Genomic DNA, 25063 nt, shown 5'->3' with positions numbered 1-25063 from the left:
TTGATTTTGCACAGACAATGTCCGACCTTGGTGCCTGACACCAGGGTCGGACATTGTTTGATGTGGCGCAAACGCGGTTAGAACTTGTAGTTGAGCTTGACGGCGGCGAAGCGGCCGCGCGGGTCGGACTGGGTGTAGTCGAAGAAGCTGGTCGACGAGTCCCACGAGGGGCGCTTGTCCGTCAGGTTCTGTACGATCAGGCTCAGCGTCGTGGCGGGGTTGAGTTTCCACGCCACCGTCAGGTCCACGGTGCCGACCGGCTTGACGCGCTCGCCTTCATTGCTGACTTGCTGGTAGCCGTCGACATAGTTCCAGTTCAGGGTGCTGGTGAAGGCGGCGTAGTCCCAGGTCAGGCCAGTGACGCCGCGCCATTTCGGAATCGAACCGAAGTGGTTGGTGCCGGCGCCGTTGGTGGCCGCTTCGCCCAGGGCCAGCGGCTGCTCAAACTTGAGCACGCGGCTGAGCTGGGCGTTCAGGCTGAGCTTGCCCCACGGCTGGGCGGCGAAGCTTTGGCGCAGGTCGATGTCAAAGCCGGACACCAGACGGTCGCCCTGGTTGGCGTACTGGCGGTACAGGGTCAGAATGCGGCCCTGCCCGTCGCGCACGATCTTGCCCGGGAACTGGGCTTCGGTGGCGATGATGTTTTCGGCCGTTTCGGTGTCGATCACGCCCTTGGTCTTGATGCGGTAGTAGTCGATGGCGACGCTGGTACTGCTGCTCGGCGCCAGCACGATGCCCAAGTTCAGATTGGTCGAGCGCTCGGGATTGAGCTTGGCGTTGGCGGCCGTGATATTGGTCACGCCGCGCGCCTGGTTCGGCGCCACCGGATCGCGCGGGTCAAGCACGCTGCCATAACTGACCGAGGTCGAATTGGTGATCTCCGGCAGCGATGGCGCGCGGAAACCACGCGACACGGTGCCGCGCAGCAGCAGCCATTGCGCGGCCTGGTAGCGCACGCTGCCCTTCGGCGAGAAGGCATTGCCGAAGTCGTTGTAATGGTCGGCGCGGGCGGCCAGGTTGACGTTCAAGTCCTTGACGACCGGCACGTTGAGTTCGGCGAACAGGGCGCTGACATCGCGCGTGCCCTTGATGATATTGATGGCGGGCCGCAGCTCGGTGCCCGACAGCACGGCGGTCGAGGTGTTCGAATCCATCTCTTCACGGCGCCACTGCGCGCCGAAGGCGAAGCCGAGCGGACCGGCCGGCAGGTCGGCCAGCTCTTTCGAGGCATTGAAGTCGACCACGCTCAATTTCGATTCGGCCGGACGCAGGGTGGACAGGCGCAGGCGGTTGCGCACGGCCTCGCTGTTTTTCGACTGGTCGGCGAAGTTGTAGCTGCCGTCGGCCAGCACTTTTTCGAATTCGTAGCGGTTGACGAAGTTCTGCACGGTTTCCTTGAGCTTGCTGCCGGAATGGGCCAGCGAAACATCGTAGTCCCAGCCCAGGTAGCTGCCCTTGACGCCGGCCAGGGCGCGGAAGAAGTCCACCTTGTCCTGCTTCATGCGCGGGCCGAGGTCGAATAGCGTGGCGGTAAAGGGCAGCGGCTTGGCGGTCGGGTTGTTGGGATGCCCCACCGGCAGCAGCACGGGGATGGTGTCGAGCGCCTGCTTGCCATTGTTCCAGGCGCGCAGGCCGCTGCTCACCGACAGCGGCGCGGCGAAGGTCTGGTCGGCCTGCGAGTAGCCGTACAGCAGGTCGGCATAGGCTTCGGTCTGCTCATTCAGACGCAAGGTGCCGCGCAGCGAGCTGTGCACGCGCTTGATGCCGGGGATCAGGGTCTTGTAGGGCGAGGGGTTGTAGGCCAGCACCTGGCCCGTCTTGCCGGGCGTGATGTCGCCGTAGGGCAGCAGTTCCAGCGGGCCTTGCCGGCCGCCCAGCAGCTGGGTCGCGTCGCCATTCACATAATTGGTCGGCACCCAGGTGCGGCTGCCGCCAGCCTGGTTGCGGAAATCGCTGCCTGCCAGCCAGTCGACATCGCTTTGCTGCAGCTTGTCGCGCTTCAGCGCGTCGAGCGAGAACACCACGCTCCAGCCTTTTTCATCGAGATTGCCGAAGCCGGTCTGCAGGCTGGCGCTCTTCTCGGTCTGGCCCGTGCCCTGGGTCGAGCTGCCCACCTGCACGCTGGTTTCCGTGCCTTTGAATTCCTTGTAGAGAATGATGTTGACCACGCCGGCCACGGCGTCCGAACCGTAGACCGAGGAAGCGCCGTCCTTGAGCACTTCGATGCGCTGCACGGCGGCCATCGGCAGGCTGTTCAGGTCGACGAAGGTTTCCTTCAAATCCTGGGCCGTGGCATAGCTGGCCACGCGCTTGCCGTTGACCAGGATCAGGGTGTTCTGCTGGCCCAGACCGCGCAGCGACAGGCCCGAGGTGCCGGCCGAGAAGCTGCCGGTGTACTGCTCGTTATAGCTGTTGCCGCTGTTGGCGGAAATGCTGCGCAGGATGTCGGCCACGCTGCTCTTGCCGGTGGCGGCCAGTTCCTTGGCCGTGATGACCTGGACGGCGCTGGCGCCCTCCTTCTGCGTGGTGCGGATATTCGAGCCCGTCACGATAACGCGTTCCACCTCTTGGGCGGCGGCGAAGTGCGGGAAGGCGGCGGCGATGGCCAGGGTGATGCTGAGCGGCTTGAACATTATTTCCTCTGATTGACAAAAAGCGGACGTGCAGAGTCCTGCCAGCCTTATGGGCCGGGATTGGGCTGCGCGGATAAAACGGGATGCGGTTTAGGACGGGGCGGGCGTCACATGCACTGCGCCATGCACTGCAGGTACAGGACGTGGCGGCGGGAGGCTGCGGTGATCAGGGTGGTACGGAACATGACGGACACCAAGGGGTGATGCTTTTCGGAGTTAGCACTATACCCAGGCTTTTTCATTACCAGAACGAATTAAATCTTCCTTACTTATGCAATCCGAATATAAAACTCTGTAGACAGCCTTGTATACTTAACACCACATGGAGCGGCAGATAAAAGTATACAGGTTTGTCTAGACAGACTATTCTAGAAAAAACTTAGCAAGGAAACCATGCCATGACCACACCGCCCCCCAAGCCGACGCCGGCCGAACTCGAATTGCTGCAGTACCTGTGGCCGCTCGGCAGCGCCACCGCCAAGCAAGTCCACGAAGCCATGCTGGCCGATAAGCCCGGGCTCGGTTATGGCGCCGTGCTGCGCCTGCTGCAGATCATGCACGGCAAGGGCTTGCTGATCCGCGACGCGAGCCAGCGCTCGCACGTGTACGCGCCGACCCAGGCCAAGGATGCGATGCAGGGCAATCTGCTGCAGGACTTGCTGCAGCGCGCCTTCTCCGGCTCGGCCAAGGCCCTGGTGCTGGCCGCGCTGCGCAGCGGCATCAGCAAGCAGGAGCGCGCCGAGATCGAAGCCCTGCTCAAAGAGGAGAAAAAATGAGCGGCCTGATCGAAGCGCTGGGCTGGACCCTGCTCGACTTTTTATGGCAAGGCGTGCTGCTCGGTGCGGCGGCCTGCCTGACCCTGGGTTTGCTGCGCCATGCGCGGCCCCAGCAGCGTTATGCGGCGGCCGGCCTGTTCCTGACGCTCTGCCTGCTGTGGCCGCTGCTCAGCCTGTATGGCCGCCTGCAAGGCATGGCCGCGGCCGGCAGCGCCAGCGGCGCGGCCAGCCTGTTCGCCGTCTATGCGCCGGCCGACCATTGGCAAGTGCTGGCGCAGCGCTATCTGCCGCTGCTGGTGGCGCTGTGGGCGCTGTGCATCGCGGCGCTCGGCCTGCGCAGCGGCCTCGGCCTGTGGTGGCTGAGCCGCACCATCCGCCGCGGCGGACGGCATCCCGTCTGGCAAGCGCGGCTGACGCAACTGGCCCAGGCTTGCGGCCTGCGCCGTCCGGTGCGTCTGCGCGTGGTGGATGGCCTGCCCAGTCCCGTCACGGCGGGCTGGTGGCGGCCGGTGGTGCTGCTGCCCGCATCCCTGCTGTCGGGCCTGCCGCCCGAACTGCTCGAAGCGCTGCTGGCGCACGAGCTGGCGCATATCCGGCGCCACGATTACCTGGTCAATCTCTTGCAGAACGCGGTCGAAACCCTGCTGTTCTACCACCCCGTGGTGTGGTGGTTGTCGCAGCGCATCCGCGCCGAACGCGAATTGATTGCCGATGATTTAGCAGCAAGCCAGCTGGGCGAACCGCGGCGTCTGGCCCTGGCCCTTTCCGAACTGGAAAAACTCCAGTTCTCCACTCAACGACTGGCTCTCGCAGCCAATGGAGGAGATTTAATGGCACGCATCAAACACCTAATCCAGCCCGAACCGCAGCGCGTCAACTGGAAAGCCGTCCTGCCGGCACTGGGCCTCGCGGCGGCCTGCCTGGGCGGCTTCGCCAACGCCACCACCGATCAGCTGGTCAGCAAGCCCGACACGGCGGCCGTGGTGGATTTCTCGAGCTGCAAAAAACCCGTCTGGCCGCAGGCCGCGCTGACCGAACAGCGCACCGGCACCGTGACGCTCGGCTTCGTGATCGGCGCGGACGGCAAGGTCAAGAGCAGCGAGGTACACCGGTCCAGCGGCCACGCCGATCTGGACGCGGCCGCGCGCGACGGCATTGCGCTGTGCTCGTTCAAGCCCGCCCAACACAAAGGCAAGGCCGTCGCCTCGCGCAAGCAGATTCAATACGTCTGGACGCTGGAGTAAGCCGATGCCGAAACGTGCGCGCTGCGCGCTGACGCTAATGGGACTGCTGGGCAGTCTGGCGGTGGACGCATCGCCGCTGCCCGCCCATCCCTTCGTCTCCACCGGCGGCAAGGCCCGGCAGTGGCTGGCGCCCGACCTCGCTGAAATGCAATTCGAGACCGGCGCCCAGCAAGGCGATTCGGCAACGGCCGCCGCCAGCAACTACACCATCCCCAGCGCCATCCCCTTCGCGCAAGCCGTCAACACCATCTTCCGCCTGCAATAATCCTTTGATCTACCGCAAACAATGTCTCACCCTGGTGTCAGGCACCAGGGTGAGACATTTCTTGATAAAGCTCAAAGAATGTCCGACCTTAGTGCCTGACACCAGGGTGGGACATTGTTTGATTTGGCGCAAACGATTTAGGTGGGAGCGCTGCGCTGGCGGCGCCAGTGGCGCCAGGAGATCAGGGCGTTGAGCCAGTAGGCGGCGTAGAGCAGGGCCGTCAAGTGCAGGCCTCGGCTCAGATAAAGTGGAACGGAGATGGTGTTGACCACAAGCCAGACCGGCCAGGTTTCGAGACGCCGCCCCATCAGCAGGAATTGGGCGATGATGGAAAACACCAGCACGGCGGAGTCGATGAAAGGGGCGTAGGCGTCGGTGTAGTGGTGCAGCATCAAGCCATACAGGCCGGTGGCGGCAATGCCGCTCAGGGCCATCCAGAGCAGACGCCGCGGTCGCACGGTGGTAATCGGCAACGCGCCGCCGTGATTGCCGCGCAGCCATTGCAGCCAGCCGATGGCGCAGGTGACGATGAAGAATAGTTGCAGGGCGACGTCGGCGTATAGCCGCACCTCGTAGAACAGCAGGGCGAACATGCCGCAGCCGACAATGCCGAGCCACCAGGAATGCACATTATTGCGTCCGGCCAGGACGATGGAGATTGCCATCACCGCATTGGCGGCGATTTCCAGATTTGAACTCAAGCGGCTTTCCGTTTCCGGCGGCGCCGCGCGGGCGCCGCTTAGTTATTTTCGCGGCCGCGGCAGTCGGCCGGCAGCAGTTTGGCGGGGATGCCGTCGCTGCCGCAACGCCACACCAGTTTCCTATTTTCATCGAGCGCGGGCATGAAGGCAATGGCCTTGCCGCGATAGCTGAAGTCGGCGGGGAAGACTTGCACGGTGCCGCTGGCGCCGTCGACCTTCACGTCCACCACGGCGTGGTTGGGGTCATCGAGCGCGTAACCGGCCTCGGCCAGGCTGTCGGGATTGCGGCCGTTGACGTAGAAATAGCGTTCGACGGCGGCGGTGGCGTCCTTGCCGACGTTGACGGCGTGCGCCATGCGCTGGCGGTCGCCGAAATCCTTGTAGACGGGAATACCGATGGCGCCGAACACGGCCACCACCGCCAGCACGGCCAGCACGCCGCTGGCGCCGCCGGCCAGCGCCAGACGCGGCAACAGCAGCGCGGGCAGATAGGCCAACGCATGGCGGCCCGGCAACTGGGCCGTGCCGTCGCCGGCCAGGGCGCGCATCACGGCCATGCGCTTGACCAGCCAGGGATGGTCGCTGATGAGTTCGTGGAAGGACATCCAGAAGCCGGCGCTTTGCTGGGCCTGGGCGCTATAGGTGCCGATACTCAGATTGCGCCAGCGGCGCGCGCCGGCCGCCAGCGCGGCCAGGCCGATCTGGGCGCTTTTCAAATCGTCGCAGGCGTGAAAACCATGGCGATCGCAGCTGTATTCGCGCGCGCGCGCATAGGCCGCGCCCAGCAGCGGCAATACCGAGGCCGGCAACAGCAAGGCGGCCCAGCGCATATGCTGGCGTTTTATATGGCCGATTTCGTGGCCGATATAAAAATTGATGGCATCCGGTTTATCTTCGAGCGCATCGACCACTTCCGAATACAGCACGATGATGTTATTGCCGAGAAAGCGGGTGGCAAAGCCGTTGAATATGCCGCCCATTTGCAGTAAATATGCTTCCGGTACTTGCTGCACCCCCAGCCGTTCGCAGCAGACGTCCACGCGCGCCTTGAGGTCGGGAAATTGGCTATAGCTGATGCGCACCGCCGTGCCTTTTAAATGCGACACCACGGCGGATTGCATAAAGCAATAAATAAGCAGAAAAACGATGAAATAGGCGAGGATGGCGGTTTTTAAAACGACGACCAGAATTGTCCAGAACAAAACCGAAATGCCCAGCATCAGGCGGAACAGCTTCTTTTCATTCCGATACACCAGCTCCATCCCACGCTCCGCCTTGATAATGTTGGCGTATTTTATGCGAGTTTATAAAAAAATAAAATAAAGCCTCTATTCGTATTTATACTTATTTCGGCCGATAGAGCTTGATTTATTAATCGTTTTATATTAAGCCGGGAATAGGACAAGCCAGCCAGCCACCGGCTGGCCCTGGTCCAGACGCAAGGTGGCGGCCTGCAGCCGCGGCGCGCGCCAGCCCTGCTCTGCGGCCAGACGGCGCAGATAGGCGGCCGAGTGGGCGTAGCGGCCGCTGGCGCGCAGCAGATGGTCGGCGCCCGCCTCCGCTTCGCTCTGCTCGACCGAGAAAGCCAGCCAGCCGCCCGGCCGCAGCGCCTGGCGCGCCGCCGCCAGCAACGCGTCCAACGCGCCGGCATACACAAAAACATCGGCCGCGACGATCAGGTCGAAGGCGGCATCTTGCTGGTCCAGCCAGACGCCCATATCGGCGCACACCAGCTCGTCATAGACGCGCAGGCTGGCAGCCCGCTCCAGCATCTGCGGCGACAGATCCAGCCCGGTCAACCGCCGCGCCCAGGGTTGCAGCAGCGGCGCGCACAGGCCGCTGCCGCAGCCCAGGTCCAAGACGTCCAGCGCGCCCGACGGCGCGGCCGGCAACTGTTCGCCCAGCAGCGCCGTCAGCAATTGCGGCGTGCGGTATTGCAGCGCGCCCACCAGGTGCTGCTCGAAGTCGGGCGCATACTGGTCGAACAGCGCGCGCACATAGGCCGGCGGCGAGGCGGACGGCGCCGGCTGCACGCCCAGCGCCGCCAGCAGGAAGGCCACCGTGTCGGCATCGGCGCCCAAGGCTTGGGCGGCGCGATAGGCGGCGACCGCCTCTTCGCGCCGGCCGAGGGCGCGCAAGGCATTGGCGCAACCGAGCTGGGCGCGCGCCGACGCGGGATCGAGTTCCAGGGCGCGCTGCTGGCTGTCGAGCGCCGCCGCGTGTTCATGCAGGCGCTGCAGCGCGCTGCCGCGGTTGCTCCAGGCTTCGGCCCAGGCGGGACGCTGGCGCAGCGCGCGTTCGTAGCCGTCCACAGCATCGGCATAGCGGCCCAGGGCGTGCAGCGAGACGGCGGCGCCGTGCAAGGCGTCAGCATCGCCGGCGCGACGGGCCAGCACGGCGCCGAAGCTGTCGAGCGCCTCGGCATGCCGCTCCTGCAACTGCAAGGCCAGTCCCTGGCCGCACAGCGCTTCCGGGTAGTCGGGCTGAATCGCCAGCGCGGCGCGATAACTGTCCAGGGCAGAATCGAGGCGTGCCAGGTGGCGCAGCGCATTGCCCCGGTTACACAAGGCCATCGCATAGTCCGGCCGCAGCACCAGCGCGCGTTCAAAGCTGGCCAGCGCCGCCTCGTGGCGGCGCAGGTCTTGCAAGGCCGCGCCGAGATTGCAGTGGGCGATGGCCTGCGCCGCATCCAGGGCCAGCGCCTGGCCGATCAGTTCGAGCGCGCGCTGCGGCGCGCCGCGCTGGCGTGCCAGCACCCCGCTCAGGTGCAGGGCGTCGAAGTTGTCGGGGGCTTGTTGCAGCACGGCCGCGTAGCCGGCTTCGGCTTGTTCCAGCGCGCCGCGCTGGTGCTGGGCCACGGCCGCTTGCAGCAGCGCGGCGATGGCGGAAGGGTCGGAATATTTCATGCGCGGTATTACATCACATTTGCAAGCGGACGGGACGTCAAACGCCTGTCATATTCCGGCGGCACAATATCGTCCATGCCCTGGAGGACAGGGGCAACCCAGGCAGCCCCCGCTGCCTCTACCGGCGCCGGCGGTCGGGAAATATACCGGCACCAGATTCTTCCTCCCTTTTCTGCTAGGACAGGCCGCAGATTCCGCGACATTTTAACTTGCCGCAAAGTACAATCGCGGTATGGGAGCACGTCATTTCTTCATCGCGATAGCCTGCTGGATCTGTACTGGTCCAGCCCTGGCGTGCAGCTTGAAAATGGCGCCCGAACAGTGGCCGCCCTATATCTACCGCGATGCGCGCGCCCGGCTCACCGGCCTCGACCTGGAATTGGTGACGGCCATCATGCACGAGGCCGGCTGCACCCTGCTGATCCAGCAAGAATTGCCCTCGGCGCGGCGGCAATTGATGTTCCAGAATGGCAATCTCGACCTGATGTTGGCGGCCAACAGCACGCCGGAACGGCGCGCCTATGCCCGCTTCAGCGTACCTTACCGCTATGAAATCGTGGGCCTGTTCACCACGCCTGGCAAGCTCAAGCAATACCAGCAGCTCGGCAGTTTCGAAGATGTGAGCGACCAGCAACTTACCCTGCTCGCGCCCAAGGTCGGCTGGTATGGGCCGGACTATGCGCGCTCCATGCACGGCATCGAAGCGGGCGGCCGGCTCTCCACCTTCAACAGCTTTCAGCAGGGCATACGCATGTTCGCGGCCGGCCGTGCCGAGTTGATCATGGGTGATGCCGCCGCCCTGCGCTACGAGGCGCGCCAGCAGGGCGTGCCGCTGACGTCCCTGCCCTATGTGCCGTTCAAGGCGCCGGTACATCTGATGCTGAACGCCGCCCGCACCACGCAGGCCGAACTGGACCAGATCAACGCCGCCATCGGCCGCCTGGAACAGCGCGGCGTGCTGGACGCCATTCGCACCCGCTATATTAGCCACTAAGCAGGCACGAATCGGCCACCGACGCGCCCCCGCGTGACAAAAGGTGGATTTTGCCATATGGTCAAAATGTTAAAGTGATGCCCGTTTGCGCCAAAGGCGCGCCTACACGGGTGAAAGCATGGGGAAGCAATACAGGAAATGGTGGTGGCGCAGCGTGCTCGGCATTGCACTGCTGGGTATCGGCGGCCTCGTTCTCAGCCTGTCGAACGCGCGCCTGCAACTGAGCCAGGAAGGTGTGCACGAAGCGCTCTACCTGCCGCTGGCGCCGGGCGCCTATGCCAAGGTGCATACCTACGCCGGCAGCGGCGACGCGCCCATCATGCCGGGCTATCTGGATGGGCCGGTGGTGCGGCGCACGGCGGGCGATCATTGGAGCGCCAGCTGGTTCTGCGAAAAGCGCGTCGAACACCGCGACGGCAGCGGCCAGCGCCTCGACATCGATTGCGGCGGCCAAAGCCGGCGCCATTTGCTGGGCCATATGCCCACGCCCAGCCACAACGTGGCCGCCATGCCGGAGCAGCTTGTTGTGCTGAGCGACATCGAAGGCAATCTGGGCTATCTGGAAGGGGCGTTGGCGCGTCTGCAGATCGTCGACGGCCAAGGCAACTGGGCCTATGGCCAAAATCATCTGGTGATTCTGGGCGACAGCGTGGACCGCGGCCGCGACGTCTCCGCCGTGCTGTGGCGCTTGTATGGCCTGACGCAGCAGGCCCACGCCGCCGGCGGCGCCGTGCATACCCTGCTCGGCAATCACGAACAATACCTGCTGCAAGGACGAATGAAATCGGTGCATCCGGCGCTGCGCTATTCGGCCCAGCAACTGGGCGGCTACCGCAGCGTATTCGCCGGCGACACCGTGCTGGGCGACTGGCTACGCAAGCTGCCGGTGGTGGTGCAAATCGGCCCCGTGCTGTTCGCCCACGGCGGCATCAGCGCCAGCGTGGCGCGCCAGGGCAAATCGGTGCAGGAATTGAATACCATCATGCGCGCTTACTGGCGTGGCGAAACAGCGCCGCGCGACGAGCTGGAGCTGGTACTGGGCCGCCAGGGACTGACCCAGTACCGCGGCTATCTGGAAGCGCTGACGCCCGATTACGGCCAGGCCGGCGAGGACGACGTCAGCCTGGTGCTGCGTACCTTCGGCGCCCGCCACATCGTGGTCGGCCACACCATCGTCTCCAAGGTGCAGCCGCTGTTCGGCGGCCGCGTGTACGCGGTGGACGTCAACAGCGACGCGGCCAGCGGCGAAGTGCTGCTGTTCGAACGCGGCGTGCCGCGCACCGTCGACATCGGCGTGGCACGCAATCTGCCGCCCAAACGCGCACAGGCCAGGCGCAGCCGCTCCCTCTTCCTGACCCGGCCGGAAGACGTGCAGGCCGTGTGGCAAACCATCGCCAGCAATTACGAGCTGGCGCAACTGCCCTACCCTTACTGATCCGGCGCACGCGGCACGGAGCCAGCAGCGCGCCGGCGCCGGCCAGACACGTCTTACTCCGTGACCTGGGCTTCCACCAGTTGGGCCAGCAAGGTCAGCGACTCCTGCCAGCCCAGATAGCAGGCTTCGGCCGGGATCACATCGGGAATGCCTTCCTGCACCACGTTCAGTTCCACGCCGCAGAAGACCTTGCGCAGGCTGATCGTGGTCTGCATTTCGCCAGGCAGATTGGGATCGTCGAACACACCGGTATAGCGCAGCAGTTCGCCCGGCGACAGCTCCAGATACTTGCCGCCGAAGGAATGGGTATGGCCGGTGGTGAAATTGGTGAAGGACATGCGGTAGCTGCCGCCCACCTTGGGTTCCTGCTGATGCATCTTGGCGGTGAAGCCGTGCGGCGGCAGCCATTTGCACAGCGCATCGGCGTCCAGGAAGGCGCGGTAGACGTGATCGGGGCTGGTGCGCAGGACACGGTGCAGACGGATCGTGGTGCTCATGTTTGTCTCCTTGGTGGATGTGGTGGCGTCAGTATGCGCTTAAGCGGCTTGTTGCGGCACCATATAGGCCAGCTCCCACAGATGGCCGTCGAGATCCTCGAAACCATGCGAGTACATAAAGCCATAATCCTGCGGCGCGCGCGGCGCCTTGCCGCCGGCGGCCAAGGCTTTCTTCACCAGCCCATCCACCTCCTCGCGGCTTTCGCAGGACAGGCAGACGATGGCTTCGGTCGCTTCCTTGGCGCTGGCAATCGGCTTGCCGGTGAAGGTGCGGAAGAAGTCTTCCACCAGCAGCATGGTGTAGATGCTGTTTTCCGCGATCACCATGCAGGCGGCATTCTGGTCGGTGAACTGGGGGTTAAATGTATAGCCCAACGCCGCGAAGAATGCTTTCGATTTATCCAGATCCTTAACCGGCAGGTTGACGAAGATTTGCTTGTTCATATCGGCCTCTCTGATGAGTCATGTGGGTGGGTTTTTCTGGCATTGCGTCCGCCATTATTCCCACGACGCCCCAGCATCGCCGAAATCGACAAGATTGCGAAAAAAATTTCTATATTTTTTGAAACGGGCCGGCGCCGGCCCGCTGCGCAATAGGAGACTCAGGAAGCCTTGTAAGTCTTGTCCTGCTCATCCACCCAGGGCTGGAACAGGGCAACCGGCCAGTTCGGGTCCACATCCGAAATGCGGGACAGGCACTTCCACACGCCGTCGCGTTTCTCGAAAGTGTCGGTATAGGTGCCGGTCGAGACAAAGCCTTGTTTCTCGGCCTTCCAGGTCACGATCCAGTTCCATTCCACATTGGCGGTATTACCGCTGCCTTCGATCACAAAAGTGCCGAGCGCGTGGCGCATCTTCTCCAGCGGGAAAACACTGTGGGCGTAATCGTAAAGCTGCTTGAGGCCCGCCACGCCTTCGAACAGATTGGTGCGGATATCGTTGACCTTGAAGGTCGCCTCCGGCCAGTACAGGCTGACATACTTTTCCGCCGACTCCCGGCTGCCATCGTTATCGATATAGCGCTGATGCAGATTGAGCTGCTCGAAAATCTGAAAACGGTCTGCCACCGTCAGCTGGTTCAACTGCTTGTTTTGCTCCGCCATGACTCATCCTTTATAAAGTGCGGTTGATGTACCGGCAGCAGAATAAAGAAATTACCTTGCCCGCATAAGCCAGCCGCGAGCGAATCGGCAGTTCGCTTTTTCCGAACAGTCCAATGCCCGCGCATACAGATCACTATAATGGCGCCCACGCGGGTCAGCTGTCTGGCCCCTTCTTTGACTGGAATTCAGGTTCTGTATGCGCAAATCCCTTGTCTCTCTTGTGACGATCTTGGCCTTGGGAGCGGGCCTGTTCATCGCGGTTAACCACGTCAACATCAATCCCAAGCATTCGGTGGGCGAGGTTCTCGATTCCCACCGCAATGTCTCCGTCTTCTATAACGGCGCGATTGGCCACGTCTCGGAAAGAAATCTCGCCCCCGACGGCTACAACCTGGGCCTCAAATATCAATGCGTCGAGTTCGTTAAACGCTATTACTACGAGCGCTTCCAGCACAAGATGCCGCAGGACCGCGGCCATGCGAAAGACTTCTACGATCGCAAATTATCCAGCGGCGCATTGAATATCGAACGTGGGCTTCTGCAGTTTGCCAGCGGGTCAGGAGAAATGCCTGCCGAAGAAGACCTGCTGGTCTTCGGCCCCTGGGTGTTGAACCGCTTTGGCCATGTTGCCATCGTCAGCCAGGTCGGCCCCGACTATGTGGAAGTAATTCAGCAAAACCCCGGCCCCTTCGGCACCAGCCGCGAGCGATACAAGCTGCTCATCGAGAATGGCCGGCCACGCGTCGACGCGCCCCGGCTGCTGGGATGGTTAAGGATGCCAATGCCGGTAGACCCGGCCAGCGGACACCCGACTGAGTAGCATGGCCATGCGCGCCGTCCGCAAGACAATGCGCCTCTGGGGTATGCTAGTGGCATCCAACCGCTCTCGCCGCCACTGATGCGACTTCTCATTCTCTCCGATCTGCACCGCGAATTCTGGACCCGGCATCAGCTCGTCTTTGACACGGCAAGCAATGCGCCCGACGCCGTGATCCTGGCGGGCGATATCGATATCAGCGGGGTACGCGCGGTGCAGTGGGCAGCGGAGGCCTTCCGCGGCATTCCCGTGATCTATGTCCACGGCAATCACGAAGGCTACGGCCACAATCTGGACAACGAGATCGAGAAGATCCGTACAGCGAGCGCCGCGACGGAGAATGTCAAGTTCCTCAATTGCGAAGAGCACCGTATCGGCAATGTGCGCTTCCTGGGCGCCACTTTCTGGACCGACTTCAAGCTGTTTGGCGAAGAGCAGCGCTACTTCGCCATGACCCAGGCGCAGTCCGTCATGACGGACTACCGCCGCATCCGCCTTGCCAAGCAAGGCTACCGCAGGCTGCGCGCCTCGGATACCGCTCAGTTCCATGAAACCCATAAGGCATGGCTGAGCGCAAAGTTGGCGGAACCATATGTCGGCCCGAATATCGTCGTGACGCATATGGCACCTTCGGTGCGATCCGTACCGGAACACTATGCGCATGACCTGGTTTCGTCAGCCTACGCTTCCAATGCCGACGAACTGGCCGCCAAGGCCGACCTCTGGGTGCATGGGCATACGCACAGCTCCATGGACTACCGGATCGGCAAGTGCCGGGTGGTTTGCAATCCCTTCGGCTACATGAACAAGGCGGGGGAAGCGGAAAACCTGGCATTCAATCCAGGCTTCACCATCGATATTTTCTGAGCAGCGCTCAACTGGGCATCCTCATGGCGCTGCTGCCACGTCGCTTACCGTCCACCTGACGAGTTTTCCATCTTCATCGTAGTCACATTGGCATTTATACGGTACGCGTACGGAGTTGGCGCCAAAGTCGCGAGGATTGCGAGTGACGACGGTAAGGCCTAGAACATTCGCCGTCGCTCCAATAATCGCATCGGGAAGCTTGATCTGCCGTTTGGGAATCTCTACCAGGCCAGCCGCGCGGATCTGGGCCGCGTTGAAGGTAATCAGGTCATCCGTGTGCATTACCTTGATGCGCAAAGCGCTCAGAAATTTACGGAATTGACCGGCTTGCTGGGACTGATTTGTTTGGTCGGCCATTAAACAACCAACCATCACTTCCATCCAGGTGACAGCGCTGATAGTGATGTCGGCGTAATAACTGGCCTCCGTTCGCGCTTCTTGGATGCCATTCATGAGATCCATAAGAATGCTGGAGTCGAGTAGAACGCTTACCATTCAGCGCGCAGCTCCTCCTGAAGCGCCAAGCCATCTTGAGTGATGTCTGTTCGACCCTTCCACATGCCAAATATCAGGTCGATGGCTTGAAGGCGCTTTTGGCGTTCAACCTCCTGCTCAGCAACGACTTTCAACTCAGCAGCGCTAGCTTGCTTGCCGGCCGGCCTGTCCCGTACTGTCTTCCTGCCCGATTTCGCTGGAGCGCCCATATCGTCCTCGCGTTCTCAATGTGGTGGCAATACCTACCTTAGCACAGGAGCCATCGACGGTGGTGGACAAGAGTATTGGCCGTGGCAACACGGCCAATTACATCAAGCAAACTTGCTGAAATCCGGCTTGCGTTTCTCGAAGAAGGCGGTGAAGGCTTCCTTCGCTTCCGGCGCCAGCAGCATTTCGCCGAACAGCTTGCTTTCGGCATCGATGTGGGCGGCCAGGTTGGCGCCGCGCGCGGGGCGCATCAGGCGCTTGGTGGTGCGGATGGACGCGGCGGGCAGCGCGACCAGCTTCGCGGCTTGGGCCTGGGCGTAGGCCAGCACGTCGGCGGCCGGCAGCACTTTGGACAGGATGCCCATCTCATACGCTTCCTGCGCGCCGAAGGCTTCGCCCAGCATCAGCTTTTCGGCGGCGCGGGCGTGGCCGGCGGCCAGCGGCAGCAGCATGCTGGAACCGAATTCGGGGCACAGGCCAAGCTGGCTGAATGGCACGGAGAATTTGGCGCTGTCGGCGGCGTACACCAGGTCGCAGTGCAGCAGCAGCGTGGTGCCGATGCCGATGGCGGCGCCGCTGACAGCGGCCACGATAGGCTTGCTGCTGCCGCTCAAGGCGCGCATGAACTGGAACACGGGACGGTCGGTGAAGGCTTCGCCTTCTTTCGGCTGCGAGTTTTTCAGGAAGTCGTCGAGGTCATTGCCGGCCGTGAAAATCTCGGGCTTGCCGGTGATCAGGATGGCGCGCACTTCGGCGTCGCTTTCGGCCGCGTTGATGGTGTCGGCCAGGGTCTGGTACATGACGGAGGTGATCGCGTTCTTGCGTTCCAGGCGGTTGAATTCCAGGGTCAGGATGCCGCCGGCCTTGCTGCTCAAAATATCCATATTGTCTCCATGTGGGAAGGGCGCCGGGTGTGAACCGCGGCGCCCTTTGTCGCGGCGGGCCAGGCGGCCCGCCCTCTCTTGTGGATGCGTATTACACTCGTTCGATGATACCAGCTGCGCCCATGCCGGCGCCCACGCACATCGTCACCATGCCGTATTTCAGGCTGTTGCGGCGCAGGGCGTGCACCACGGTGGCGGCACGGATGGCGCCCGTCGCGCCCAGCGGGTGGCCCAGGGCGATCGCGCCGCCCAGCGGGTTCACTTTGCTGGTGTCCAGGTTCAGGTCGCGGATCACGGCCAGCGCCTGCGCGGCGAAGGCTTCATTCAGCTCGATCCAGTCCAGCTGGTCCTGGGTGATGCCGGCGGCGGCGCAAGCGGCTGGAATCGCCACTTTCGGGCCGATGCCCATGATTTCCGGCGGCACGCCGCGCACGGCGAAGGAGGAGAACTTGGCCAGCGGGGTCAGGTTGTGCTCTTTCAGGATTTTTTCGCTGACCACGATCAGGGCACCAGCGCCGTCCGACATCTGCGAGGAGGTGGCGGCGGTCACGGAACCTTTGTTGGCGAAGACGGGCTTCAGCTTGGCCATCGATTCCATCGAGGCGTCGGCGCGCGGGCCTTCGTCGGCGTCCACGGTGCGCTTGCCGACCTTGATTTCGCCGGACTTCAGGTCAGGCGTGCGGGTGGTGATTTCGACCGGGGTGATCTCGTCCTTGAACAGGCCGGCCTGCTGGGCGGCGATGGCTTTGCGGTGCGATTCCAGGCCGAAGGCGTCCTGGTCTTCGCGCGACACTTTCCATTGCTGCGCCACTTTTTCGGCGGTCAGGCCCATGCCGTAGGCCAGGCCCACGTTCTCGTCCTTGAAGGTGTCCATATTGATCGATGGGTGGTGGCCCATCATCGGCACCATGGACATCGATTCCACGCCGCCGGCGATCATCACGTCGGCTTCGCCCACGCGGATGCGGTCGGCCGCCATGGCCAGGGCGGTGATGCCCGATGCGCAGTAGCGGTTGACGGTGACGCCGCCCACGGTGTTCGGCAGGCCTGCCAGCACCACGGAGTTACGCGCGATATTGAAGCCTTGTTCCGCTTCCGGGAAGGAGCAGCCGATGATGGCGTCGATGATCAGGGCCGGGTCCAGGTTCGGCACGGCGGCCATGGCGCCCTTGATGGCGTGCACCAGCAGATCGTCCGGGCGGGTCTTGTTGAACATGCCGCGCGGCGCCTTGCCGATCGGGGTGCGGGTCGCGGCGACGATGTATGCTTCTTGAAGTTGTTTGCTCATTTTGTGCTTTCGAATATTTGGTGATCGATTAGCGTTTCGCGGACAGATACCAGTCCACCTGCACTTGTGCGGCCAGCGTGCCTTCGGCGTCGAACACGTCGACATTCACCGGGAAGGCCACCTTGCCCTGTTCTTTCAGCTGCGCCTTGAGCGCCGCCAAGTCGCCCGGCACCCGGCCGCTGGCGCGCGTAGCGCCCTTGGCGACCTTCTGGTACTGGATACGCGATTCCTTGGCGACCGGGCGCATGTCCATGATCAGGTCGGCGAAGCCGCCTGCCATGGCCGCGCCGGACGCGGTTTCGGCCAGCGTGAACAAAGCGCCTGCGTGCTGTGTGCCGAGATGGTTATGCAGCTTGGGATCGTCCGGCAGCACGACTTCGGCCGTGCCGGCGCCGATGCTCTCGATGCGGATGCCCAGCAGGCGCACGAAAGGCAGCGACTCCGTCATATGCTGCTTGATGCGTTCATAAACCATGCTCGGTTTCACTTTCAACAGGACTTTAAATGCCAGCGACAGGATGGACATGAGCCAGGCTTAGTTGCGCACCGGCTTACCGGTTTGCAGCATGCCCATGATGCGCTCTTGCGTCTTCGGATGGTTCAGCAATTCCAGGAAGGCTTTGCGTTCCATATCCAGCAGCCACTGTTCGCTCACCACGCTGCCCTGGTCGATGTCGCCACCGCTCACGATCTCGGCGATCATGTCGCCCAGCTTGTAGTCGTGGGCGGAGATGAAGCCGCCGTCGCGCATATTCACCAGCTGGCCACGGATGGTGGCCCAGCCGTAGCGGCCAGTAACCGTCACCGGACGCTGGATCGGCGCGCGGTAGCCCGCGTCGAACATGGAGCGCGCGGTCACTTTGGCCACATGCAGCAGTTCATACGGGTTGAACACGATCACGTCGTCTTCTTTCAGATAGCCCATGGCGCGCGCTTCCAGAGCCGATTTCGCCACGTTCGCGGTTGCCGCGTTGGTGAAGCCGGTTTTCAGGAATTGCAGGATGTCGTTGCCCTTGGCTTCCTTGTTGGCGCGCACAGCCGCCTCTTTCAGGCCGCCGCCGGCAGGGATCAGGCCCACGCCCACTTCCACCAGGCCGATATAGGACTCGATCGAAGCCACGCGCTTGGACGCGTGCAGCGCCATTTCGCAGCCGCCACCCAGGGCCAGGCCAGCCACCGCTGCCACCACCGGCACGTTGGAATACTTCATGGCCATGAAGGTGTCTTGCAGTTCGCGGATGATCGGGTCGACCGCTTTCGCGCCGCCGGCCATGAAGGCTGGCAGGGCCGATTGCAGGTCGGCGCCGGCCGAGAAGGCGCCGCCTTCGGCTGCGTCGGTGTTCCAGATCACCAGGCCTTTGAAGTTCTTTTCAGCTTCGGCCATGCCGCGCTGCAGGCCTTTGATCACGCCGTCGCCGATCACGTGCATTTTGGTTTTCAGCGAGATCACCAGCACTTCGTCGCCGGAGTGCCACAGGCGCACGGAGTCGTCTTCGAAGACGGTGGTGCCGGCGGTCTTGGCGTCAGCGCCGCCGCTGCCGAACACCGGCGCGCGGAATTCCTGGCGCTGGTACACGGCCAGGTCGGAACGCGGCACGAAGGATTTGGAGATGGCGGAGTAGGAGCCTTCAGGGGTATGCACGCCCTTCTCGGCTACCTGACCTTCGAACACCCAGGCTGGCAGCGGTGCGTTGCACAGCGCCTTGCCTTCGTCGATATCCTGTTTCACCCACTCGGCGATCTGGTTCCAGCCGGCTGCTTGCCAGGTCTCGAACGGGCCAACGCTCCAGCCGAAGCCCCAGCGCATGGCGAAGTCGATGTCGCGCGCGTTGTCGGCGATCGATTCCAGGTGGTAGGCGATGTAGTGGAAGGCGTCGCGGAAGATCGCCCACAGGAACTGGCCTTGCGGGTTGGTCGATTCGCGCAGCGCCTTGAATTTCTTGACCGGGTCTTTCTCTTTCAGGATGCGGCCGATGATGTCGGCCGCTTTCGCGCCGCCGGCAACGTACTCGCCGGAAGCGAAGTCCAGACGCTGGATTTCCTTGCCCACTTTTTTGTAGAAGCCGGCGCCGGTTTTCTGGCCCAGGGCGCCGCCCTCGATCAGTTTCGCCAGCACGGCCGGGGTCTTGTAGACGCCGAAGAAGGGATCGTCCGCCAGGTTGTCCTGCATGGTCTTGATCACGTGGCCCATGGTATCCAGGCCCACCACGTCCGCGGTACGGAAGGTACCGGACTTGGCGCGGCCCAGCTTGGCGCCGGTCAGGTCGTCGACCACGTCCACGGACAGGCCGAACTTCTCGGCTTCATGGATGGTGGCCAGCATGCCGAAGATGCCCACGCGGTTGGCGATGAAGTTCGGGGTGTCTTTCGCGCGCACCACGCCCTTGCCCAGCACCGAGGTCAGGAAGGTTTCCAGCTGGTCCAGGATTTCCGGCTTGGTGGCGGCGGTCGGGATCAGTTCCACCAGATGCATATAGCGCGGCGGGTTGAAGAAGTGCACGCCGCAGAAGCGCGCCTTCAATTCCGCGTCGAAGCCGTCGGCCAGCTTGTTGATCGACAGGCCCGAGGTGTTGGAGGCGAAGATGGCGTTTTGCGCGATGTGCGGCGCGACCTTCTTGTACAGGTCATGCTTCCAGTCCATGCGCTCGGCGATCGCTTCGATGATCAGGTCGCAGCCGGCCAGCAGGTCCAGATTGTCTTCGTAGTTGGCGACCTGGATCAGTTCAGCGTCGGCCTTGTCGCCGAACGGCGCGGGCGACAGCTTTTTCAGGTTCTCGATGGCGCGCAGGACGATGCCGTTCTTCGGCGTACCTTCTTTTCCCGGCAGATCAAACAGCACGACCGGCACTTTGGCGTTGACGCAGTGGGCGGCGATCTGCGCGCCCATCACGCCGGCGCCCAGCACGGCTACTTTTTTCACGGTGAAGTTAGTCATGTTTATCCTCTAGGTTCTTAGAACAGATCAGCGTCGAGTGCCATCAGGCTGGCGGCGCCCGAACGTGCCTGGCGAATCAAGGTTGCGGTTTCAGGTTGCAGGCGAGCGAAGTAGAAGCGCGCGGTCGCCAGCTTGGCTTTGTAGAAGTTGTCGCCCGAGCCTTCTTTTTCCAGTGCGATCTTGGCCATTTGCGCGAAGAAGTAGCTGTACACCAGATGGCCCACGACGCGCAGGTAAGGCACGGCGGCGGCGCCCACTTCGTCCTGGCTCTGGAAGGCTTTCATGCCGATTTCCATGGTCAGCTTGGTGACTTTCTCGCCCAGGTCGCCCAGCGGGGTGATGAACTCGGACAGCGCTTCGTCGGTGCCGTTGTCTTCCACGAAGGCGCGGATTTTCTCGCCGAACTTGCGCAGCTTGGCGCCGTTGTCCATCAGGATCTTGCGGCCCAGCAGGTCCAGCGACTGGATGGTGTTGGTGCCTTCGTAAATCAGGTTGATGCGGGCGTCGCGCACATACTGCTCCATGCCCCACTCGGAGATGTAGCCGTGGCCGCCGTACACCTGCATCGCTTCCGAGGTCGCAATCCATGCGTTGTCGGTGATGAAGGCCTTGATGATCGGCGTCAGCAGCGCCACTTCGTCGGCGGCGTCCTTGCGCACTTCTTCGTCAGGGTGGTGCAGTTCGCGGTCGATCTGCAGCGCCACGTAGGACGAGAAGGCGCGCGCGCCTTCGGCGTAGGCCTTGGCGGTCAGCAGCATGCGGCGCACGTCCGGGTGCACGATGATCGGATCGGCCGCTTTTTCCGGTGCTTTCACGCCGGACAGGCTGCGCATCTGCAGACGGTCCTTGGCGTACACCAGGGCGTTCTGGTAAGCGACTTCGGTCAGGCCCAGGGACTGCATGCCCACGCCCAGGCGGGCGGCGTTCATGAACACGAACATGGCGTTCAGGCCTTTGTTCGGCTGGCCGATGATCCAGCCCTTGGCGCCGTCCAGGTTCATCTGGCAGGTCGAGTTGCCGTGGATGCCCATCTTCTCTTCGATGGCGCCGCAGGTGATCGGGTTGCGCGCGCCGATGCCGCCGTCGGCGGTCGGCAGGTATTTCGGCACCAGGAACAGGGAGATGCCTTTCGAGCCTTCCGGCGCGTCCGGCACGCGGGCCAGCACCAGGTGCAGGATGTTTTCGGACATATCGTGTTCGCCGGCCGAGATGAAGATCTTGTTGCCGGTGATGGTCCAGGAGCCGTCGGCTTCAGGGATGGCTTTCGAACGCAGCAGGCCCAAGTCGGTGCCGCAGTGCGGTTCGGTCAGGCACATGGTGCCGGTCCATTCGCCGGACACCAGTTTCGGCAGATAGGTTTTCTTCTGTTCGTCGGTGCCGTGCTCCAGCAGGCACTCGTAGGCGCCGTGCGACAGGCCCGGGTACATGGACCAGGCCTGGTTGGAGGAGTTCAGCATCTCGTAGAAGGAGTTGTTCAGAACGATCGGCAGGCCCTGGCCGCCGTATTCCGGATCGCAGGCCAGCGCGGCCCAGCCGCCTTCCACGTATTGTTTGTAAGCTTCTTTAAAGCCTTTTGGAGTGGTCACGGTTTTCGCGACCGGATCATGGTGGCAGCCTTCGCGGTCGCCCGAGTGGTTCAGCGGGAACAGCACTTCGGACGTGAACTTCGCGCCTTCTTCCAGCACCTGGTTGATGATGTCGGCGTCGGTTTCCGCGTGGGCCGGCAGTTCCTTGAGCTGTTCTTCCACTTTCAGGAACTCATGCAGAACGAATTGCATATCCCGGATTGGCGCGACGTATTGACCCATGATTTATCTCCTGACGGCTAAATAATTAAGATTGGTGACATGCTGCGCGGGGCGCAGCTTAAGCTTTGTAGTTCTCGATCAAGCGTTCGAAACCGACGCTGGCGCGTTCCAGACTGCCCGGGATGCGCAGGAAGCGCGCATCGTGGTGCAGGGCCAGGATCAGGCCATACATCTCGTAGACCAGCTGCTGGGCATCCGTATCGGCTTTCAGGTGGCCGCATTCGGTCGCCTGGTGGGCACAGCGCAGCAAGGCGCCCTGCCAGGCCGCCACCATCGACACCAGTTCCTCGCGGATCGGTCCCGGACGGTCGTCGTATTCGACGGCGCCACTGATATAGATGCAGCCCGACGCGATCTCGACGCTGACGCGCTTGACCCAGCGCGCGAACATGGCGCGCAAACGCGGCAGGCCGCGCGGCTCCTTGACGCTGGGATAGAACACTTCCTGCTCGAAACGGCGGTGGTACAGCTTCACAACTTCCAGCTGCAAGTCTTCACGCGAACCGAAATGCGCGAATACTCCCGATTTGCTCATATTCATGCGGTCGGCGAGCAAACCGATGGTCAGGCCTTCCAGCCCGTCACGGCTGGCCAGGTCCAGCGCCACATCCAAAATGGCAGCGCGAGTCATTTCGCCCTTGCGCATAAATTTTGTCGAAGTATTAATAAGAATGGCACTCACTTTTAAATCCGTATCAGGAGAAAAACCTATTCTCGCTCTGCGGATTTGCTTCGTGTAAAAAGAATTGCGAACGCTCGTACTATTATCCAGTGGGGGATAAATGTCAAACGGGATTGTTAGAGTCGGCGTTCTATTGATGCGTTGCAGCAATACGCCTGGTGATATCACTCGTCGCCGGTGGCGCGGTCCCACTGGCGGCGGTCGCGTTTGGTGGGGCGGCCCTTGAAATCGGCGCCCGGTTCGCGGAACAGTTTGCGCCTTTCCTGCTCGGCGGCGCGGCGCGCGATGGAGGCCGCGCTTTCCTCGTACAAGGTACGGGCGATGGGCGCCGCTTCGCGCTTGCCCGACAGGCCCAGCACCAGCACTTCCCACTCGTCCGAACCGTTATCGATGTGCAGCTTGTCGCCCGGCTTGACGTTGCGCGCCGGCTTCACGCGCTCGCCGTCCAGCTTGACCTTGCCCTTGTCGATGGCTTCGCAGGCCAGGCTGCGTGTTTTGAAGAAGCGCGCCGCCCACAACCACTTATCGATGCGGATATTCTCGTTCAAGCGTATTTCCCTACCGCGAAGATTCTCATTAACATCTTATAACAAACATACGCAAAACCATAGCCGAAGCGGCGCCAGCGGCCGATGCTGCGGAAATCCTCCAGATGCACTTCGACGCCGTCGGCCATCGCCTGTTGTATATGGCGGCGCAAGCCCTGATTGAAAGCGGCATCCTTGATCACGACATTCGCTTCCTGGTTGAGGAAGAGGCTGAGGCCATCCACATTGCTGGAGCCGACCGTGGACCAGTCGTCGTCGATCACGGCCACCTTGGCGTGCAGCTGGGTCTTGTGGTACTCGACCACCCTGACCCCGGCCGCCAGCAGCTTGGGATAGAAGGAATGCGCCACCGCGTCCTGCAGCCAGATCTCGCCCACGCCGATCAGCAGCACCACCTCGACGCCGCGCTGGGCGGTGGCGGCCAGGGCGCGGCGGAATTTGCGGCCGGGCGCGAAATACGGGTTGGCCAGCAGCACGCTCTTTTTGGCGCGGCCCAGCGCTTGCAGATAGGCGCGCTGGATGGTGCGCCGGTTGCGCAGATTGTCGCGCACCACGAAACCGGCCTGCACCGAGCTTTCGCGCGCCACCTTGCTGACCTTGCGCATCTCGTTGAACAGGCCGAGACGGCGGATCAGCGGCAGCTTGCCCACGCGCAGCCACTGCGCCTGGGCTTCATGGTGGATGGTGGCCACCAGCGGCCCGCGCACCTCGACCGCGAAATCCCAGCGCGGCGCGGCCAGCGCGATGCTGCGGTCGTAGTCGCAATACATATCGTCGTTGATATTGATGCCGCCCACCAGCGCCACCTCGCGGTCCACCACGCAGATCTTGCGGTGGGTGCGCGTGACGCCGCGCTTGAACCAGGGATTGAAGATGCGGTGCTGCACGCCCGCGTCCAGCAGTTCCGCGTCCATGCGGGTGGCGCGGCCATGGCCGGTGCCGAACCAGTCGGTGATCATGCGCACCGCCACGCCGCGCCGCGCGGCGCGCATCAGGCAGGCCTGCATGGCGTGGCCGGTATCGTCGTCGGCGAAGATATAGGTCTCGAAATAGACTTCGTACTGCGCCGCGTCGATTGCCGCCATCAGGGCCGGAAAATATTCGGTACCGCAGTACAGCAGCTTGACTTCGTTATCGGCAATGAAATTGACTGAGCGCATAGTCCCCGCTAGGCGAAATCCAGGGTCGCCACGATGGGGGCATGGTCGGACAGCTTGGCCCACATCGCCCCGTGCATGACTTGCGCCGATTCTACCTTGAAGCCGCGCACATAAATACGGTCGAGACGGAAGAATGGCAGGGCGGCGGGGAAGGTCTTGGCCGGATGCTGGGCCGCCTGGCGCCGCGCCAGCGTGCGCACCAGGTCGCCCAGGCTGGAGCCGGCGCCGATTTCGTCGAACACCTCAACCACGCCGAGCGCCTTGCGCAGCTTGGCGCTCAGGGTATTGCGCCAGTCGTTGAAGTCGCCGGCGATGATGACCGGTTCGCCATGGCCGGCCGAGGTGTTGACGGCCTCGATCAGCGCCTCCAGCTGGCGCACCCGGCTGCGTTCGAACAGGCCGAGGTGGATCACATAGCAATGGATCGGGCCGCGCGGCGTTTCCACCACGCTGTGCAGGATGCCGCGCTGCTCGTAAGCGTGGTCGGAGACGTCGGTATTGGTCCAGCGCGCGATGGGATAACTGCTGAGCAAGGCGTTGCCGTGGTGGCCGTGGTCGTATTGCGCATTCAAGCCATACACGGACTGGTGCGACTCACCCGCGAAAAATTCATGCTGGCCGCCCTTGGGCCAATGGCGGTGGCCGTGGTGCTCCTCGCCATAGCGGGCGGCGATGCGGTCGTGCTGGCCCTGCACTTCCTGCAGGAAGATCAGGTTCGCATCGAACTGGGCGATCGCATTCTTGAGCGCGTGTACCCGCGGCTGGCTGCGGTACGACACTCCCTTATGGATGTTGTAGGTGGCAACACGGATCTTCAT

Annotated in this window: 25 protein-coding genes; 7 read left to right on the top strand and 18 right to left on the bottom strand. The window is 62.8% G+C overall.

What is annotated here, in order from left to right; translation table 11 throughout:
• Positions 1–77 precede the first annotated feature (77 nt).
• Positions 78–2633: a TonB-dependent receptor gene (locus FHS03_RS16690; RefSeq protein ID WP_183442049.1), complete on the bottom strand. Its 2556-nt coding sequence runs from the start codon at positions 2631–2633 to the stop codon at positions 78–80.
• Positions 2634–3031: 398 nt separating this feature from the next.
• Here FHS03_RS16690 and FHS03_RS16685 point away from each other — a divergent pair, with 398 nt between their 5' ends.
• From FHS03_RS16685 to FHS03_RS16675, 3 genes are read left to right on the top strand one after another with little or no spacing between them, the layout of a single operon-like run.
• Positions 3032–3409 carry a BlaI/MecI/CopY family transcriptional regulator gene (locus FHS03_RS16685; RefSeq protein ID WP_183442048.1) on the top strand — a complete coding sequence of 126 codons (378 nt, stop codon included), beginning with the start codon at positions 3032–3034 and terminating at the stop codon, positions 3407–3409.
• The gene (locus FHS03_RS16680; RefSeq protein ID WP_183442047.1) at positions 3406–4653 is read left to right on the top strand and encodes a M56 family metallopeptidase; all 1248 of its coding nucleotides are present in this window, start codon (positions 3406–3408) and stop codon (positions 4651–4653) included. Before FHS03_RS16685 ends, FHS03_RS16680 begins: the two co-directional genes overlap by 4 nt.
• A 4-nt stretch (positions 4654–4657) precedes the next feature.
• Positions 4658–4918 (top strand): hypothetical protein, encoded by a 261-nt coding sequence (locus FHS03_RS16675; protein WP_183442046.1) that lies wholly within the window; start codon positions 4658–4660, stop codon positions 4916–4918.
• A gap of 137 nt (positions 4919–5055) precedes the next feature.
• Here the strand turns inward: FHS03_RS16675 and pnuC are convergent, their stop codons facing one another.
• The 3 genes from pnuC to FHS03_RS16660 form a co-directional block, all read right to left on the bottom strand.
• Entirely contained in the window at positions 5056–5619 is a 564-nt protein-coding gene (gene pnuC, locus FHS03_RS16670; protein WP_183442045.1) for a nicotinamide riboside transporter PnuC, read from the bottom strand.
• A 38-nt stretch (positions 5620–5657) separates the two neighbouring features.
• The gene (locus FHS03_RS16665) at positions 5658–6881 is read right to left on the bottom strand and encodes a M48 family metallopeptidase (RefSeq protein ID WP_183442044.1); all 1224 of its coding nucleotides are present in this window, start codon (positions 6879–6881) and stop codon (positions 5658–5660) included.
• Positions 6882–7004: 123 nt separating this feature from the next.
• Entirely contained in the window at positions 7005–8525 is a 1521-nt protein-coding gene (locus FHS03_RS16660; protein WP_221208167.1) for a tetratricopeptide repeat protein, read from the bottom strand.
• A gap of 307 nt (positions 8526–8832) precedes the next feature.
• On the opposite strand from FHS03_RS16660, the gene FHS03_RS16655 reads away from it, so the two are divergent.
• Entirely contained in the window at positions 8833–9519 is a 687-nt protein-coding gene (locus FHS03_RS16655; RefSeq protein WP_229426252.1) for a substrate-binding periplasmic protein, read from the top strand.
• Positions 9520–9637: 118 nt separating this feature from the next.
• Positions 9638–10954 (top strand): metallophosphoesterase, encoded by a 1317-nt coding sequence (locus FHS03_RS16650; protein ID WP_183442042.1) that lies wholly within the window; start codon positions 9638–9640, stop codon positions 10952–10954.
• Positions 10955–11007: 53 nt separating this feature from the next.
• Here the strand turns inward: FHS03_RS16650 and FHS03_RS16645 are convergent, their stop codons facing one another.
• From FHS03_RS16645 to FHS03_RS16635, 3 genes are all read right to left on the bottom strand, one after another.
• Positions 11008–11451 carry an SRPBCC family protein gene (locus FHS03_RS16645; protein WP_176347815.1) on the bottom strand — a complete coding sequence of 148 codons (444 nt, stop codon included), beginning with the start codon at positions 11449–11451 and terminating at the stop codon, positions 11008–11010.
• A 39-nt stretch (positions 11452–11490) separates the two neighbouring features.
• A complete protein-coding gene (locus FHS03_RS16640; protein ID WP_183442041.1) occupies positions 11491–11895 on the bottom strand; it encodes a VOC family protein in 405 nt (134 codons plus the stop codon).
• Between the two features lie 158 nt (positions 11896–12053).
• A complete protein-coding gene (locus FHS03_RS16635; RefSeq protein WP_183442040.1) occupies positions 12054–12554 on the bottom strand; it encodes a nuclear transport factor 2 family protein in 501 nt (166 codons plus the stop codon).
• A gap of 196 nt (positions 12555–12750) precedes the next feature.
• On the opposite strand from FHS03_RS16635, the gene FHS03_RS16630 reads away from it, so the two are divergent.
• On the top strand, positions 12751–13374 hold the full coding sequence (locus FHS03_RS16630; protein WP_183442039.1) for a CHAP domain-containing protein: 624 nt from the start codon (positions 12751–12753) through the stop codon (positions 13372–13374).
• Positions 13375–13452: 78 nt separating this feature from the next.
• Entirely contained in the window at positions 13453–14238 is a 786-nt protein-coding gene (locus tag FHS03_RS16625; RefSeq protein WP_183442038.1) for a metallophosphoesterase, read from the top strand.
• A gap of 21 nt (positions 14239–14259) precedes the next feature.
• On the opposite strand, the gene FHS03_RS16620 is transcribed toward FHS03_RS16625, so the two are convergent.
• The 11 genes from FHS03_RS16620 to FHS03_RS16570 form a co-directional block, all read right to left on the bottom strand.
• Positions 14260–14733, bottom strand: a complete 474-nt coding sequence (locus tag FHS03_RS16620; protein WP_260110299.1) for a PIN domain-containing protein — start codon at positions 14731–14733, stop codon at positions 14260–14262.
• Complete coding sequence (locus FHS03_RS16615) at positions 14727–14942, bottom strand: hypothetical protein (RefSeq protein ID WP_183442036.1); 216 nt, start codon at positions 14940–14942, stop codon at positions 14727–14729. The genes FHS03_RS16620 and FHS03_RS16615 overlap by 7 nt, the downstream gene beginning before the upstream one ends.
• Positions 14943–15044: 102 nt before the next feature.
• On the bottom strand, positions 15045–15824 hold the full coding sequence (locus tag FHS03_RS16610) for an enoyl-CoA hydratase (RefSeq protein WP_183442035.1): 780 nt from the start codon (positions 15822–15824) through the stop codon (positions 15045–15047).
• Positions 15825–15915: 91 nt separating this feature from the next.
• Positions 15916–17112 carry an acetyl-CoA C-acyltransferase gene (locus FHS03_RS16605; RefSeq protein ID WP_183442034.1) on the bottom strand — a complete coding sequence of 399 codons (1197 nt, stop codon included), beginning with the start codon at positions 17110–17112 and terminating at the stop codon, positions 15916–15918.
• Between the two features lie 28 nt (positions 17113–17140).
• Complete coding sequence (locus tag FHS03_RS16600) at positions 17141–17638, bottom strand: YiiD C-terminal domain-containing protein (protein ID WP_229426251.1); 498 nt, start codon at positions 17636–17638, stop codon at positions 17141–17143.
• Positions 17639–17647: 9 nt separating this feature from the next.
• Complete coding sequence (locus FHS03_RS16595) at positions 17648–20047, bottom strand: 3-hydroxyacyl-CoA dehydrogenase/enoyl-CoA hydratase family protein (protein ID WP_183442033.1); 2400 nt, start codon at positions 20045–20047, stop codon at positions 17648–17650.
• A gap of 17 nt (positions 20048–20064) precedes the next feature.
• Positions 20065–21855, bottom strand: a complete 1791-nt coding sequence (locus FHS03_RS16590) for an acyl-CoA dehydrogenase C-terminal domain-containing protein (protein WP_183442032.1) — start codon at positions 21853–21855, stop codon at positions 20065–20067.
• 58 nt (positions 21856–21913) lie between these two features.
• Complete coding sequence (locus FHS03_RS16585; RefSeq protein ID WP_050409668.1) at positions 21914–22501, bottom strand: TetR/AcrR family transcriptional regulator; 588 nt, start codon at positions 22499–22501, stop codon at positions 21914–21916.
• A 200-nt stretch (positions 22502–22701) separates the two neighbouring features.
• On the bottom strand, positions 22702–23085 hold the full coding sequence (locus FHS03_RS16580) for an RNA-binding S4 domain-containing protein (protein WP_183442031.1): 384 nt from the start codon (positions 23083–23085) through the stop codon (positions 22702–22704).
• A complete protein-coding gene (clsB, locus tag FHS03_RS16575) occupies positions 23082–24245 on the bottom strand; it encodes a cardiolipin synthase ClsB (RefSeq protein ID WP_183442030.1) in 1164 nt (387 codons plus the stop codon). The genes FHS03_RS16580 and clsB overlap by 4 nt, the downstream gene beginning before the upstream one ends.
• A gap of 8 nt (positions 24246–24253) precedes the next feature.
• The gene (locus FHS03_RS16570; RefSeq protein WP_183442029.1) at positions 24254–25063 is read right to left on the bottom strand and encodes an endonuclease/exonuclease/phosphatase family protein; all 810 of its coding nucleotides are present in this window, start codon (positions 25061–25063) and stop codon (positions 24254–24256) included.

The organism is Pseudoduganella violacea (assembly GCF_014191875.1).
Taxonomy (GTDB): domain Bacteria; phylum Pseudomonadota; class Gammaproteobacteria; order Burkholderiales; family Burkholderiaceae_D; genus Rugamonas; species Rugamonas violacea_A.
The sequence above is the reverse complement of the archived record's forward strand: the minus strand, read 5'-3'. Positions and strand labels throughout refer to the sequence as shown.